Below are 14245 nucleotides of genomic sequence, written 5' to 3' on the forward strand. Positions count from 1 at the left end.
ATTCTCCAAGCGCGGGCGCCTAGCTGTCCCCCGGCTCGTCCACAGTTGCGGCGGCGATCTTGCGCCGGGTGTCACGAATGGTCGAGACGGCGCCGTAGACGATCAGCGCGGCCAGAAAAATCCACACCCACAGCGGAATATCCTGCCCGAAGATGGCGAGGTAGATGTAGGCGGAAACGAAGAAGAAACCCGCCAGCATGGTCGGCGCCACGGTCGATCGCCCCGCCCGCGCCCGCCGCACAAGCCAGGCGATGGAGGCGAAGAAAAACGGGATCGCCCCGACGTAGATGGCGGCGAAGATATACGGATTGACGTTGTACTGGGAGCCCAGCGCAAGAATCCAGGCATTGGCGGCTTCGAGCATGGCGACCTCCTAGTCTTCCCGCCTTTTCGCAGGAGCGGGCAAAAAGGTTACCCCGCCTTTGGCCGGTAGGTGAGATCGAAGCTGTCGCTCCATGTCCGGCCATGGTCGGTGCTGGCCTGTCCGTACTGGCGAACGGAACCGTCTTCCCCCAGCGAATAGGTCATGCGGACGAGGTTTGGTTCGCCCTGCGGCGTTCGTCCCCAATATCCGGTCAGCACCATGTCTCCATCGACCGGCCCGCCTTCGAACTCGATCTGCCCCGGTTGCGCGCCGACCCACAGCTGACGCCATGTGCCCGAGCGCGGGTCGAGGCTGGTGATGCTGGTTCCGCCCCCGCCCTGCAACGGCATCCACGTCTCGCGCACGGCGCAACCGTTGCTGACCTTCTCGATCAGGCTGGTGGCGACCTGCGTCTCGCTCCCCGTCTGATAGACGTCCCACTCGCCGACCCAGAAGTCGAAGGCGGCAAACTGCCGGGCAGCGCAAGGATCGGGCGGCGGCGGGGCCGCGGCTTGCGGCTCCTGAGCCTGTTGCAGCGCGGCCAGAAGCACGGCGGCGATTAACGACATCGGTCTCTCCCCTCAGTGTCCCGGAGTAAGGACTACCCGGAAACCGCGGGATCGCAAGTCAGCCGCTGGCGGGGAAATCCTTGCGCCCGGCCAGCGTCGTGATTTCGTCGGCGTGAAATTCTCGGTCGCCGGCTTTCTCGATGTAGTACTTGTGTCGCTCGTCCTCCGGCAGCGATGCGACCTGGCGTACCAGTTCGGAAAAGGTGCCGCTGCGAATTGACTTCGCGCCGTCGAGCACGCCATCGCCATCGTTGGAAGCATGCAGGAAGGCGCGGTCGTCCCACTGGATGCCTTCGCGGTGGGTGTCTTCGGCCTTGTAGGTGCTGGGATGGTCGGTCATGGAAAAATCCTCCTTTCCCGATCAACGCCCCGCCCGCCCGGCGGTTTCCCTAGTCGATGCGTCCGTCGTGCAGGCGCACCACGCGATCCATGCGCGATGCCAGTCTCTCGTTATGCGTGGCGACCAGCGCGGCGCTGCCCTGCCCGCGTACCAGTTCCAGGAACTGGCCCAGCACCCGGTCGGCAGTCTTCTCGTCCAGATTGCCGGTCGGTTCGTCCGCCAGCACGAGGTGAGGTTTGTTGGCTAGGGCACGGGCCACGGCAACGCGCTGCTGCTCGCCGCCCGAAAGCTGGCTGGGCCGGTGGTCGAGGCGGTGTTCCAGTCCCAGTGCGCCCAGCAACTCTTCTGCACGCGTAACGGCATCCGCCCGCTTCGTGCCCAACAGCAGTTGCGGGAGCATCACGTTTTCCTGCGCCGTGAAATCGGGCAGCAGGTGATGGAACTGGTAGACGAAGCCCAGGTGCTCCCGCCGCAGGGTCGTGCGGTCGGCGGCGTCGAGCTCGCTCGCTTCGGTTCCGGCGAGCTCGATCTGCCCGGAAAAGCCGCCTTCAAGCAAGCCTACGGCCTGCAGCATGGTGGACTTGCCCGAACCCGAAGGGCCGAGCAGGGCGACGATCTCGCCCGGCGCGATTTCCAGGTTGACGCCGCGCAGCACGTCGATGCGCACGCCGCCCTGCTCGAAACTGCGCGCCAGGTTGCGCAGGCGGATGACCGGCTGGACCGTGTTATTCATAGCGGAGCACCTCCACCGGGTCGGTATTGGCAGCGCGGTATGCCGGGTAGAGCGTGGCGAGGAACGCCAGGCCCATCGCCGAACCCGCGATGGCCAGCACTTCGATAGGATCGGTTTTCGCCGGGAGTTCGGTAAGGAACCGGACCGAAGGATCCCACAGCTCGACGCCGAATGCGACACCGATGCCTTCCACGATGGGCTGGCGGAAGAACAAGACGATCAGTCCCAGCGCCACGCCGGCGCCGGTGCCGATCACGCCGACGATGGAGCCGGTCGTCACGAATATCTTGAGCAGGCTTCGCCGCGTCGCGCCCATGGTTCGCATGATGGCGATGTCGCGCGTCTTGGATCGCACCAGCATCACGAGCGACGAGAGGATATTGAAGGCCGCCACCAGCACGATGATGCCCAGCGCGAAGGCCATCGCCACACGCTCCACCTGCAGGGCTTCGAACAGGGAGGCGTTCATGTCCTGCCAGTTCAGCACCTGCGCCTGGCCGGAGAGCCGCTCCACCAGCGGCGCGAGGATTTCGTCCACCCGGTCCGGGTCTTCGGTCTGCACCTCTATCATGCTGACCGTGTCGCCCGACATCAGCAGCGTCTGCGCCTCGGGAATGGGCATCACCACGAACCGCTCGTCGAAGTCGTAGAGGCCCACTTCGAAGACGGCGGTGACGGTATAGCCGATCTGCCGTGGCACGGTGCCGAAAGGCGTCGGCCTGCCCTGCGGATTGATGACGGTGAGCGTGTCGCCCAGGCGAATTCCCAGGTTCTGCTGCAAGCGCGAGCCGATGGCCACGTTGCGCGCGCCGGGCTGCAGGGTCGACATGTCGCCGATCAGCACGTTGTCGGCCATGCGATCGATATCTTCCGCCGTGTTGCCACGCACGAAGATGCCCTCTGCCCGGCCATTGTAGGTGGCGAGCAGCGGCTGTTCGATAAGCGGCGATGCGCGCGTGACACCGGGCGTTTCCCGCACTTCCTCGAGAATGTCCTCCCAGTTTTCCATGCGCCCGCCGAAGATCTGCACCACCGCATGGCCGTTCAGCCCGGTGATGCGATCCAGCAGTTCGGCGCGAAAACCGTTCATCACGCTCATCACGATCACGAGCATGGCGACCGAGAGCATGACGACGGTGATGGAAATGCCCGCCACCAGCGCGATCACGGCTTCGCTGCGGCCAGGCAGCATGTATCGCTTGGCGATGGTCCATTCAAATGGGGAAAGGATCACGGAAAGGTGCTTCGCTTCTCGATTGAGGAGGGGAGATGCCGTTTAGGTGGGCAATGTAGGACTGGCAACTGCATTGGGCCTTAACCAGTCCCTTCGCCCCTCCTTTCCCGATCAGGCGGCCAGCTGCTCCGCGATCCAGCCATCGACGTGCGCCTCCAGCACGTCGAGGGGAACGGAACCGTTTTCCAGAACCGTGTCGTGGAAATCGCGCAGGTCGAACCGGTCGCCCAGCGCTTCTTCGGCGCGGGTGCGCAGTTCGCGGATCTTGAGCTCACCCAGCTTGTAGGCCAGCGCCTGCCCGGGCCAGGTGATGTAGCGGTTCACCTCGGCGTTGATGTTACCTTCGGAAAGTGCGGTGTTGTCCAGCATGTAGTCCACTGCCTGCTGGCGCGTCCAACCCAGTGCGTGGATGCCGGTATCCACCACAAGGCGGTTGGCCCGCCACATCTCGTAGGAAAGACGCCCCATCTGCTTGGCGGGCGTGTCGTACAGGCCCATTTCGATGCCGAGCCGCTCCGAATAGAGGCCCCAGCCCTCCACGAAGGCGGTGAAGAAGGTGCCGCGCTGGCGCAGCGGGTGGATATCGAGTTCCTGTTGCAGGGCGATCTGGTGGTGGTGACCCGGCACGGCCTCGTGCACGCCGAGCGCGGGCAGTTCCCACAGGGGTCGCTGGTCGAGCTCGGTCAGGTTCAGGCGGTAGATGCCGGGCTGGCCGGTGGCGATTGACCCGCTCTCGTAATAGGCCGTGGTGTTGCCGGGCGCACTGGCCGCCGGGATAGGCTGAACGGTATAGGGCAGGCGCGGCAGCGTGCCGAACAGGCGCGGCATCCACCCGTCGATCTCCTTCGCCAGGGCGGCCGTGTATTCGAGGTAGCTTTCCTCGTCCTCCGGATAATACTGTGGATCGGTGCGCAGGTGCTCGATGAATGCCTCGCGGCTGTCGAACCCGGCCTCGGCGGCGACGGCTTCCATTTCCGCGCGAATGCGGGCGACTTCGGTCAGGCCCAGCTCGTGCACTTCCCGCGGCGTCATGTCGGTGGTGGTGAAACTGCGCACGCGGTAGGCGTAGTAGTCCTGGCCGCCGGGTGTCATGCCGATGCCGGGAGATGCGCCGGCGCGGCAATTGGGGGCGTATTCTTCCTCGTAGTATTCCAGGAAGGTGCCCAGCCCCTCGAACGCGCCGTCGCTGATGGCGGAACGGGCGCGCACCTGCAGATCCTGCCATGCATCCTGGGAAATGGCGGAGGGGCGCGTCTCGAAGGCCTCCCACCAGACCGAATCTTCCGGCGATTCCGCTATCAGGCCGGCGATCGAGTTCTCGTACCCTTCCATCGGTTCGCACGGCTGGGTCAGCCCGCGTTCGATGCCGCCTTCGTTGCGCGTGATAAAGGCCTGAATGTAGGCGGGAAATGCCTCTAGCCGGGAAAGGTAGCTGTCGTAGTCCGCCACGGTGAACAGCGGCGAGGAATAGGGCAGCCCCGCAATCGCCCCCTGCGGCCCGCCGCGATTGGTGAAGGTGATGTAGCGATCCTGATCGAACTCAGCCGCTTCTAGCGTATCGCGGAAATCGCGCTGCATCAGCGCATAGTCGATGCCGAGGTTGTCCGGCAGCGCATCCACGTCGATCGCCTCCAGGCGCTGCTGAAAGGCGCGCGTTTCCGCCAGGCGCCGGTCATACCCTTCCATCGACGGGTCGCCGAGTTCGCCATCACCGCGCCGGTCGCCGATCTCGGTGGCGAGATATGGCGAATTGTCGAGCGTCCACTGCCACACGTCCTCGCGCAGTTCGGTGAAGTCTTCCTCTGCGGACTGGGCAAGTACCGGAAGAGGGACGGCAGCGGACAGGGCAAGGGCGGTGGCAGCGAAAAGGCGGTTCATTTGCGGGGAGACTCCTGCGGGAATTGGTTTCGCGGGAGACTAGCGACGCAAGGGCGCTTGGCAAGCGACTTAGGTGCTCCCCTCCGGCGCCGGCGGATGGATCGGCACCATGTTCTCCTCTCCCGCAACATCGTCGACGACCTCGACGATGCCCTGGCCCAGATGACTGCGCCTGCGGCTGTAGGCGAAATAGATCGCGATCCCGATCAGACCCCAGACCGGAAGTACCGCGATCGCCTGCCACGGCAGGTTGAGGTAGAGATAGAGACAGCCCGCCATCGTCAGAGGGGCGACGATCCAGACACCCTTCATGCGGAAAGGCCGGTGCGTGTGCGGGTCCTTCCTGCGCAGCACCATGACCGTCACCGCGACCATGAAGAAGGCGTAGAGAGTGCCGGCGTTGGCGTAGTCCGCCAGCAGGCCCACGGGAAAGAACGCCGCGCCGATTGCCACGACGAGACCCGTGGTCAGCGTGACGACGTGCGGAGTCTTCCACCTGGGGTGCACGGCGCTGAGACGTTCCGGCAGCAGGCCGTCGCGGCTCATCACGAAGAAAATGCGCGTCTGTGCGAAGATCAGCACCAGGATCACCGACGGCAGCGCGAGAAATGCGGCGATGCCGAGCATGTTGCCGATGCCGGAGAACCCGATCTGTCGCAGGACGTGAGCCAGCGCCTCGTCCGAGCAGACCAGAGCGGCGGCATATTGCGGCATGGCGCACTGCCGCGCCAGTTCCTCGCTGCCCGCGGGGAACGGAATCCCGTCCGGCCCCATGATCGGCTGTCCGCCGATGGTGCCGATCGCCCCCGCCGCGACGAGGATGTAGAAAACGGTACAGAACAGCAGCGAACCGATCAAGCCGAACGGCACGTTCTTCTGCGGGTTCTTCGTTTCCTCTGCCGCCGTCGAGACGGCATCGAAACCGACATAGGCGAAGAAGATCGTCGCCGCAGCGCCGACGGCGCCCAGCCCACTACCGAAGCCGCCGCCGAAACCGGCGGGGAGGAAGGGATTGAAGCGTTCTGCATCGAATTCGGGGCTTGTCAGCGTCAGCGCGATGAAGGCCGTCAGCGCCGCCACCTTGATCGCGACCAGCACCGCATTGACCTTCGCGCTCTCGCTCGTTCCGATCATCAGCAGCCAGGTGACGAGCAAGGCGATCACCATCGCGGGCAGGTTGATGAATCCGCCCGGCGCGCCTCCAAGCGAGAGGGGGCCGGCGGAAAGCCACGCGGGCAATTCCAATCCGAAGAATTCCTGCAGGATCGTACCGCTGAAGTAGCCTGACCAGCCAACCGAGACCGCGCTGGCAGCCACCGCATATTCGAGGACGAGCGCCCAGCCTACCGTCCAGGCGAGAAACTCGCCGCTGGAGGCATATGTGTAGGTGTAGGCCGATCCCGCCACGGGGATCATTGCCGCCACCTCCGCATAGCAGAGCGCGGCAACGATGCAGACGGCACCGGCGATTATGAAGGCCAGCATCAGGCCCGGTCCGGCCTTCTGTGCGCCGGCCGCAGTCAGAACGAAGATGCCGGTGCCGATGATGCAGCCGATGCCGAAAAGCATGAGCTGGATGCCGGAAAGTGAACGATGAAGCGATTTGCGCTCGGCAGTCGCCAAAATGGCGTCGAGCGGCTTTACCCGGTCAAGTAGCATTCGTGGGTTCCACCAGGCTTGCAGCGGGAACGCCCCGCTCGACCAGCCGGAACGCGCTGTTTACGCTGATTTTCGTCGCGCGCAATCCGGTTTTTGCGGACTATCCACTTCGCAGTGTCTGCACACCCCAGTCGCGCTCCAGCAGGTAGAGCACCATGCGTGCCGCTTCCCCCCGATCGGGGTTGGAAAGGCCGCCCTGATTCTCGACAAGCAGCTTCGCATCTGCATTGGCCACGTCGAGCAGGCGAGTGACCTGCTCCAGGCTGGCGAGCGAGAACCCTTCCTCCCCGCTCTGCCGCGTGCCCAGCAGTTCGCCGCCGCCGCGCAGTTTCAGGTCTTCCTCGGCCAGCAGGAATCCGTCCTGGCTGCTCTTCATCAGCTCGAGCCGCTTCTTGCCCGTCTCGCTGAGCTCGCTGGAGCGCAACAGCAGGCATGTCGATTTCTCGCTGCCCCGCCCTACCCGGCCGCGCAGCTGGTGCAGCTGGGCAAGGCCGAAGCGCTCCGCCTGCTCGATCACCATCAGCGTTGCATTGGGCACGTCCACGCCGACCTCGATCACCGTGGTGGCAACCAGCACCTTGGCCTTGCCCTCCGCGAACCGCGCCATGGCGGCATCCTTCATCTCCGGCGCGAGCTGGCCGTGGACCAGCACCACATCGTCACCGAAATGCTCCTTGAGTCCCGCGAAGCGCGCCTCGGCGGCGGCAAGGTCGTCGTTCTCGCTTTCGGTCCCGCGAACCATCGGGCACACCCAGTAGGCCTGCTGCCCGCTTTCGACATGGCGGCCAACGGCGGCAACGATATCCTGAAGCCGGTCGACCGGCAGGACGCGCGTGTCGATGGCCTGCCTGCCCGGCGGCAATTCGTCGAGGCGGCTGACTTCCATCTCCCCGTGATTGGCCAGTACCAGAGTGCGCGGGATCGGCGTCGCCGTCATCGCCAGGGTATGCGGGGTCACCCTTCCCTTCTGCGACAGCATCAGCCGCTGCGACACGCCGAACCGGTGCTGCTCGTCGATCACCACGAGGCCCAGGTTCCTGTAGCCGACGCTCTCCTGGAAAATCGCGTGGGTGCCGACGACGATGTCGATGCCTCCGTCCAGCAGACCCATCAGGATGCTTTCGCGCGCCTTGCCCTTGTCGCGTCCGGTCAGCAAAGCGATCTCCACGCCGGTCGGCCGGGCCATCGCACGCAGGGTATCGAAATGCTGACGGGCGAGAAGTTCGGTCGGCGCCAGCATCGCTGCCTGCGCGCCCGCCTCGACCGCGACAAGCATCGCCTCGAGCGCGACAACCGTCTTGCCCGCGCCGACGTCGCCTTGCAGCAGGCGCAGCATCGGGGAAGGCTGCGCCATGTCTCCGGCAATTTCCGCAATGGAACGCGTCTGCGCCCCCGTGAGCGGGAACGGAAGCTGCAACTTGTTCCGCAGGCGTCCATCGCCCTGCAGAACCTGGCCCTTGCGCTTCCGGTTCGTCTCGCGAACGAGCATCAGCGCCAGCGCGTTGGCGAACAGTTCGTCGTAGGCGAGGCGGTCTCTCGCCTTCGCGTTCTCCCCCTTGTGCGCCAGCGCCACGGCGTCACGCCAGGTCGGCCAGCCCTGTCGGTCCAGCGTCGTGCGTTCGATCCATTCCGGCAGGTCCGGTGCCCGCGCCAGCGACTGCTCGACAAGGCTGGCTACCCGCGGCTGGGTCAGCCCCTCCGAAAGGCGATAGATCGGCTCCACCAGCTGGCCCATCGCCCCGTCGCTCTTTTCGGAAACGTGGTCGGGATGGACGATCTGCAGCATCTGGTCGTACTGGTCGAGACGGCCGGCCACCCAGCGTTTCTCTCCCACCGGCAGCTGCTTCTTCGCCGTGTAGCTGGCGCGCCCGAAGAACGTGAGCGCGCAGATGTTGCCCTTGGCGTCGCTCGCCAGCACGCGATAGGGGCCGCGCTGGCTGCGGCTGGCACGGTGCTCCACCACGTCCAGCGCGATAACGATCTGTTCCCCCACGTTCGCGTCGTCGAGGTCCTGGACGGCGCGGCGCACCACGAACCGCTCGGGCAGGTGATAGAGCACGTCGCGAACGCGCGTCAGGCCCAGCTTTTCGAGCGGCTTCTTGAGCTTCGGGCCGATACCTTCGAGGCTTTCGGTCTCGGCGAAGAGGGGATTGAGGACGTCGGGCCGCATGATCGCAAGCCTTAGCCAATGGGCCGGAGAATGCGAAGCATGCCCGAAAAAGCATCAACACCGCGCCTTGTCACATTCCCGCCTGATGCTAAGCCCGTGGGCGAGGGTCGCTCATGGCCGGGGTACGTCCCCGGCTCCAAGGGGGACTGAATATGCTAAGATCTCTGAAGCTTGCTGCCGCCGTGACCGCTTTCACGCTTGTCGCGACTCCGGTATTTGCGCAGGACGAGCCGGAAGAACCGCGCACCACCTACTCCGTCACGATGTTCGAGTTTGCCGAGGATGCCGATGAGAATCGTTGGCTCGAAGTCATCGAAACCTACATCAATCCGGCGCGCGAGGCCGCGGGAATGTCTCCCCAGGCGATCCACTGGGTGATGATGAATCCGGACTATGACATCATCGTCGTCGCAGAAGAGCCCGACGGCATGGCGACTTTCGACAGCCATGCTCCGGCCAGCCGTATGGCATTCGTGGAAGCCCTGACGGAAATGGTCGGCGGCGAGGAACAACTCGGAGCCCTTCGCGAGGAAATGGATGCGATGGTAGAGGATTCGATGACCCTCTATACCCACACGCACCCTTGATCGCCGCCAGCAAGTGCCTAGACGGGGCCTTTCGCGCGAAAGGCCCCGTTTTCATGACCGAAGAGACAGACCTGACAACCCGCATGAACCGCGCCCGGTTTCGCGCCTGGCATCGCGGCACGCGGGAGGCCGACTACATGTTCGGCGGCTATTTCGACCGCTATCACGAGGAATGGGATGAGGCCGGTCTGGCCTGGTTCGAGGCGCTGCTGGATCATGACGATGTCGACGTGATGGCCTGGGCCCTGGGCACGGCGCAGGTGCCCGACGCGTTCGCCGGTCCGCAGATGGAAGCCATGCGAAAGCTGGACTATGTGAAGATCTAGGGGCAAGGCGCGCCGGAACCGCCCAGCCGCCCGCGCCTTTCAAAAGTCCATGCCCGATCTTCAACGCATCCTGAAAGCCCCATTGCCGCTTACCCTCGCATCGGTCGTGCGCGGGGCGCAGCCGCTTGTGATGGTCGACCTTGCCCGGGCGGCGAAAAAGCGGGCCGTGTTCATCGCACCCGACGATGCGGCCATGCGTGCCGTTACCGACGCCGCGCACTTCTTCGCGCCGGAATTGCAGGTGATCGAGTTTCCCGCCTGGGACTGCCTGCCCTACGACCGCGCCAGCCCCGCCCTCTCGGTCAGCGCCCGGCGACTGGCCGCGCTGCATTCCCTGCAGTCGGGCAGCAAGGGCAACCAGCTGGTCGTCACCACCATCAACGCCCTGCTCCAGCGCGTGCTCACCCCCTTCCGCATTCGGGAGGCGGTGCGCGAATTCAAGGTGGGCACGGAAATCGGGCACGAGAGCCTGGCCGCCCTGCTTCGGCGACAGGGATACACGCGCGTCGACACCGTGGTGGACACGGGCGAATTCGCCATGCGCGGCTCCATCGTCGATATCTATCCCAGCGGGCTCGAAGCGGGACTGCGGCTCGATTTCTTCGGCGACGAACTGGAATCGCTGCGGCTGTTCGATCCCGGCACCCAGCGCACCACCTCGACCATCGACAGCCACCTACTTCTGCCCGCCAGCGAGGCACTGCTGGACGAGGACTCCATCAAGCGCTTCCGCAGCCGCTATCGCGAGATGTTCGGCGCAGATGCCACGCAGGATCCGCTTTACGAGGCCGTCAGCGAAGGGCGCCGCCTTGCTGGCATGGAGCACTGGCTTCCGCTCTTCGAGGATCGGCTGTCGACGCTGTTCGATCACCTTTCCGAAGACGATGCGCTGGTGATCGATTCCGGTGCCCTGCCGGCGGCTGAGGAGCGGCTCAAGGACATCGCCGACTACCATCGCCAGCGCGGCGACATCTCGGGCCAGTCCAAGGGCAGCTATCGCCCGCTGGAACCCGGTGCCCTGTACCTGACCGAGGACGAATTCGGCTCGGCCATGACCGGGTGGCCAATTCACCGCTCATCGATCTTCGCGGAGCCGGAAAGCGACACCGTTATCGATTTCGGCTTCCGCTCCGCTCGCGACTTCACGCCGGAGCGTTCGGCGGGGAAGAACGTCTACGAAGCGGCGGCCGCGCATTTCAAGGACGTGGTAAAGGCCGGAAAGCGTCCTCTTCTCGCCGCCTATTCGCAGGGATCACGCAGCCGCATCACCTCGATCATCGAGGAAGCGGGAACTCCCGTGGGCCTTGCCGAAACCTGGCAGGAGGCGCTGGGCGCAGCGGCGAAGGGCAAGACCACTGCCATGGTGCTGCCGCTCGACACCGGCTTTGCCAACGACGAACTGGAAGTCGTCACCGAGCAGGACCTCCTCGGCGATCGCCTGGTGCGTCGACGCAAGCGCAAGAAGGATGCCGACGCCTTTCTCGCAGAATTGCAGGCGCTCAGCCGCGGAGACCTGGTGGTGCACGTGGATCACGGCATCGGCAAGTACCTGGGCCTCGAACCCATCGCCGTGGGCAAGAGCCAGCACGATTGCGTGATGCTGGAATATGCCGGCGGGGACAAGCTCTACATCCCGGTCGAGAATCTCGACGTCCTCTCGCGCTATGGCAGCAGCGAGGAAGGCGCGCCGCTGGACCGCCTGGGCGGCGAGGCATGGCAGAAGCGCCGCGCCCGGCTGAAGGAACGCATCCGCGCCATCGCTGGCGAACTGATGGAAGTCGCCGCGCGCCGCGCCCTGCGCAAGGCACCTGTGCTGGAACCCGAGGAAGCGAGCTACAACCAGTTTCTCGACCGCTTCCAGTACGAGGAGACCGAGGACCAGGAACAGGCCATCGCCGAGGTGCTGAGCGACCTCGAAAGCGGCAAGCCGATGGATCGACTCGTCTGCGGAGACGTGGGCTTCGGCAAGACCGAGGTTGCGCTGCGCGCCGCCTTCGTCGCGGCGATGAACGGACAGCAGGTGGCCATGATCGCCCCCACCACCCTGCTCGCCCGACAGCATTTCCAGAACTTTGCCGACCGCTTTGCCGGCTTCCCGCTGAAGATCGGTCGCCTTTCCCGCCTCGTTCCTTCACGCGAAATGAAGGAAACCCGCGACGGCCTCGCTTCGGGCGACATCGACATCGTGATCGGCACCCACGCGATCCTGTCCAAGACCACGAAATTCAAGGACCTGGGCCTCGTCATCGTGGACGAGGAGCAGCGGTTCGGCGTGACTCACAAGGAAAGGCTGAAGCAGCTGCGCGCCGACGTGCACGTCCTCACGCTCACGGCCACCCCGATCCCGCGCACGCTGCAGATGGCGATGACGGGCCTGCGGGAGCTTTCCACCATCAAGACCCCGCCCGTCGACCGCCTGGCCGTGCGCACCTACGTGATGGAGTGGGACGACATGGTCGTGCGCGAGGCGCTGCTGCGCGAACACCATCGCGGCGGCCAGAGCTTCATCGTCGTTCCGCGCATTTCCGACATGGCCGCGCTGGAGGACTGGCTGCGGGAGACGGTGCCCGAAGTGAAGTTCGTGGCCGCGCACGGGCAGATGAGCGCGGGCGAGATCGAGGAGCGGATGAGCGCCTTCTACGAGGGCAAGTACGAGGTTCTGCTCTCCACCACCATCGTGGAAAGCGGTCTGGACCTGCCGACCGCCAACACCATCATCATTCACCGCGCCGACCGCTTCGGCCTGGCCCAGCTCTACCAGCTGCGGGGCCGTGTGGGCCGGTCCAAGATCCGCGCCTATGCCTACCTGACGACGCCGGCCGACACCGCGCTGAACGAAGTGGCGGAAAAACGCCTGAAGGTGCTGGGCGATCTCGATAGCCTGGGTGCTGGTTTCCAGCTCGCCAGCCACGACCTCGACATTCGCGGCGCCGGCAACCTGCTGGGCGACGAGCAGTCGGGCCACATCCGCGAGGTCGGCTTCGAACTCTACCAGTCGATGCTGGAGGACGCGATCATGGCGGCCAAGGCGGGCGATGCCGGGCTGGAGACGGATCGCACCGGCCTTTCCCCGCAGATCACCGTCGACGCGCCGATCATGATACCGGAGGACTACGTGCCCGATCTGGCGGTGCGAATGGCGCTCTATCGCAGGCTGAACCAGGCGGAGGGCAAGGCCGAGGTGGAATCGCTCGCGGCCGAGATGATCGACCGGTTCGGCGAACTGCCGCAGCCGACCAAGAATCTGATCCGGCTGATCGAGATCAAGGCGCAGGCCATTCAGGCGCATATCGCCAAGATCGAAGTCGGCGCGCGCGGCACGCTGGTCACCTTCCACAACGACCGGTTCCCCGATCCGATGGGCCTGATCGCCTATGTCGAGAGGCTGAAGGGCACGGCCAAGCTGCGGCCGGACATGAAGCTGCAGATCAACCGCGCATGGGGCGACCCGCAAAGCCGCCTGAACGGTCTCTTCCAGCTGACCAAGGGCCTGGGCGGGATCGTGAAGAAGGCGGAGAAGGCCGCGGCCTAGGCCCGCACGAGAGCGGCGAATTCATCCATCGGCATCGGCTTCGCGCCGTGGAAACCCTGCCAGATCGAACAGCCTTCCTGCACCACCACATCGCGCTGTTCGGGGGTTTCGATACCCTCGGCAACCACCGCAATGTCGAGCGCTCGCGCCATGGCGACGATGCCGCGCAGCACGGCCAGGTCGCGCTCGTCACTCGCGATGCCTTCCACCATGGCCCGGTCCAGCTTCAGGGAGTGGAGCGGCAGCACCTTGAGGTAGCGAAAATTGCAGAAGCCCGCTCCGAAGTCGTCGAGCGCGATATGAATGCCTGTCTCGGCCAGCAGCTTCAGGCGACGGGCAGAACGGTCCAGATCGGCCACCAGGGCCTGCTCGGTTATCTCCAGCGTCAGCCGCCGGGCCGGAAACCCGGTGCTGTCCAGCATCGCCAACAGGTCTTCTCCGAACGTGCGATCGAACAGGTCCATCGCCGTGACGTTGAGCGACAGGCGCAGATGTTCGGGCCAGTTCCTCGCTTCCTCCAGCGCTGCGCGCGCGATGTAGCGCGCCAGGCGCCGCGCGATCCCGCCCGATTGGGCAATGGCGACCACGGCATCCCCGGACAATTTGCCGTGTTCGTCGTGCTTCCAGCGCACCAGCGCTTCCGCACCCGCTATGCCATTGTCCTTGCAGCGGTATTGCGGCTGGAACAGGATCTGCACACCATCGCCATCCAGCGCGGAAGAGAGCTCTTCGCTGATCGGGTGGGGCTCGCTGCGACGACGATCCTGACGTCTGCGGCGGTCGTGGAGTTGCACGGGAACGGACATGGGCACCTCCTGTCGAAATTCGGCAAACAAGTCTGCCCGCCAGAAAC

General features: G+C 65.0%; 12 protein-coding genes. 3 read left to right on the forward strand and 9 right to left on the reverse strand.

Going from position 1 to position 14245, the window contains the following annotated elements:
* Positions 1-19 precede the first annotated feature (19 nt).
* The 8 genes from AAA989_RS15740 to recG all read right to left on the reverse strand — a co-directional run bounded on the left by AAA989_RS15740 (position 20) and on the right by recG (position 8947).
* Positions 20-364, reverse strand: coding sequence for a hypothetical protein (locus AAA989_RS15740; RefSeq protein ID WP_338245223.1), 345 nt, complete (start codon positions 362-364; stop codon positions 20-22).
* A gap of 47 nt (positions 365-411) precedes the next feature.
* Positions 412-933: a hypothetical protein gene (locus tag AAA989_RS15745; protein ID WP_338245225.1), complete on the reverse strand. Its 522-nt coding sequence runs from the start codon at positions 931-933 to the stop codon at positions 412-414.
* Positions 934-991: 58 nt separating this feature from the next.
* Positions 992-1273, reverse strand: coding sequence for a hypothetical protein (locus AAA989_RS15750; RefSeq protein ID WP_338245227.1), 282 nt, complete (start codon positions 1271-1273; stop codon positions 992-994).
* Between the two features lie 49 nt (positions 1274-1322).
* On the reverse strand, positions 1323-2006 hold the full coding sequence (locus tag AAA989_RS15755; protein WP_338245229.1) for an ABC transporter ATP-binding protein: 684 nt from the start codon (positions 2004-2006) through the stop codon (positions 1323-1325).
* Positions 1999-3240 (reverse strand): lipoprotein-releasing ABC transporter permease subunit, encoded by a 1242-nt coding sequence (locus AAA989_RS15760; RefSeq protein WP_338245231.1) that lies wholly within the window; start codon positions 3238-3240, stop codon positions 1999-2001. Before AAA989_RS15760 ends, AAA989_RS15755 begins: the two co-directional genes overlap by 8 nt.
* A 111-nt stretch (positions 3241-3351) precedes the next feature.
* Positions 3352-5118 (reverse strand): DUF885 domain-containing protein, encoded by a 1767-nt coding sequence (locus AAA989_RS15765; RefSeq protein WP_338245233.1) that lies wholly within the window; start codon positions 5116-5118, stop codon positions 3352-3354.
* Positions 5119-5187: 69 nt separating this feature from the next.
* Positions 5188-6777 carry an amino acid permease gene (locus AAA989_RS15770; protein ID WP_338245235.1) on the reverse strand — a complete coding sequence of 530 codons (1590 nt, stop codon included), beginning with the start codon at positions 6775-6777 and terminating at the stop codon, positions 5188-5190.
* A gap of 100 nt (positions 6778-6877) precedes the next feature.
* On the reverse strand, positions 6878-8947 hold the full coding sequence (gene recG / locus AAA989_RS15775) for an ATP-dependent DNA helicase RecG (RefSeq protein ID WP_338245237.1): 2070 nt from the start codon (positions 8945-8947) through the stop codon (positions 6878-6880).
* 152 nt (positions 8948-9099) lie between these two features.
* Between recG and AAA989_RS15780 the strand changes: the two genes are divergently transcribed.
* From AAA989_RS15780 to mfd, 3 genes are read left to right on the forward strand one after another with little or no spacing between them, the layout of a single operon-like run.
* Positions 9100-9534: a hypothetical protein gene (locus AAA989_RS15780; protein WP_338245239.1), complete on the forward strand. Its 435-nt coding sequence runs from the start codon at positions 9100-9102 to the stop codon at positions 9532-9534.
* Positions 9535-9587: 53 nt separating this feature from the next.
* Positions 9588-9860 (forward strand): FAD assembly factor SdhE, encoded by a 273-nt coding sequence (locus tag AAA989_RS15785; RefSeq protein ID WP_338245240.1) that lies wholly within the window; start codon positions 9588-9590, stop codon positions 9858-9860.
* Between the two features lie 49 nt (positions 9861-9909).
* Positions 9910-13392 carry a transcription-repair coupling factor gene (mfd, locus tag AAA989_RS15790; protein WP_338245242.1) on the forward strand — a complete coding sequence of 1161 codons (3483 nt, stop codon included), beginning with the start codon at positions 9910-9912 and terminating at the stop codon, positions 13390-13392.
* Here mfd and AAA989_RS15795 read toward each other — a convergent pair.
* Complete coding sequence (locus AAA989_RS15795; RefSeq protein WP_338245244.1) at positions 13389-14198, reverse strand: EAL domain-containing protein; 810 nt, start codon at positions 14196-14198, stop codon at positions 13389-13391. The genes mfd and AAA989_RS15795 overlap by 4 nt on opposite strands.
* Between the last annotated feature and the right edge of the window lie 47 nt (positions 14199-14245).

Origin of the sequence: Aurantiacibacter hainanensis, from assembly GCF_036321025.1 — a bacterium.
Lineage (GTDB): Bacteria > Pseudomonadota > Alphaproteobacteria > Sphingomonadales > Sphingomonadaceae > Alteraurantiacibacter > Alteraurantiacibacter hainanensis.

Bases quoted from the DNA above. Each gene is read 5' to 3' on its own strand.
- AAA989_RS15740 (WP_338245223.1), bottom strand. From the start codon at position 364: ATGCTCGAAGCCGCCAATGCCTGGATTCTTGCGCTGGGCTCCCAGTAC.
- AAA989_RS15745 (WP_338245225.1), bottom strand. From the start codon at position 933: ATGTCGTTAATCGCCGCCGTGCTTCTGGCCGCGCTGCAACAGGCTCAG.
- AAA989_RS15750 (WP_338245227.1), bottom strand. From the start codon at position 1,273: ATGACCGACCATCCCAGCACCTACAAGGCCGAAGACACCCACCGCGAA.
- AAA989_RS15755 (WP_338245229.1), bottom strand. From the start codon at position 2,006: ATGAATAACACGGTCCAGCCGGTCATCCGCCTGCGCAACCTGGCGCGC.
- AAA989_RS15765 (WP_338245233.1), bottom strand. From the start codon at position 5,118: ATGAACCGCCTTTTCGCTGCCACCGCCCTTGCCCTGTCCGCTGCCGTC.
- AAA989_RS15770 (WP_338245235.1), bottom strand. From the start codon at position 6,777: ATGCTACTTGACCGGGTAAAGCCGCTCGACGCCATTTTGGCGACTGCC.
- recG (WP_338245237.1), bottom strand. From the start codon at position 8,947: ATGCGGCCCGACGTCCTCAATCCCCTCTTCGCCGAGACCGAAAGCCTC.
- AAA989_RS15780 (WP_338245239.1), top strand. From the start codon at position 9,100: ATGCTAAGATCTCTGAAGCTTGCTGCCGCCGTGACCGCTTTCACGCTT.
- AAA989_RS15785 (WP_338245240.1), top strand. From the start codon at position 9,588: ATGACCGAAGAGACAGACCTGACAACCCGCATGAACCGCGCCCGGTTT.
- mfd (WP_338245242.1), top strand. From the start codon at position 9,910: ATGCCCGATCTTCAACGCATCCTGAAAGCCCCATTGCCGCTTACCCTC.
- AAA989_RS15795 (WP_338245244.1), bottom strand. From the start codon at position 14,198: ATGTCCGTTCCCGTGCAACTCCACGACCGCCGCAGACGTCAGGATCGT.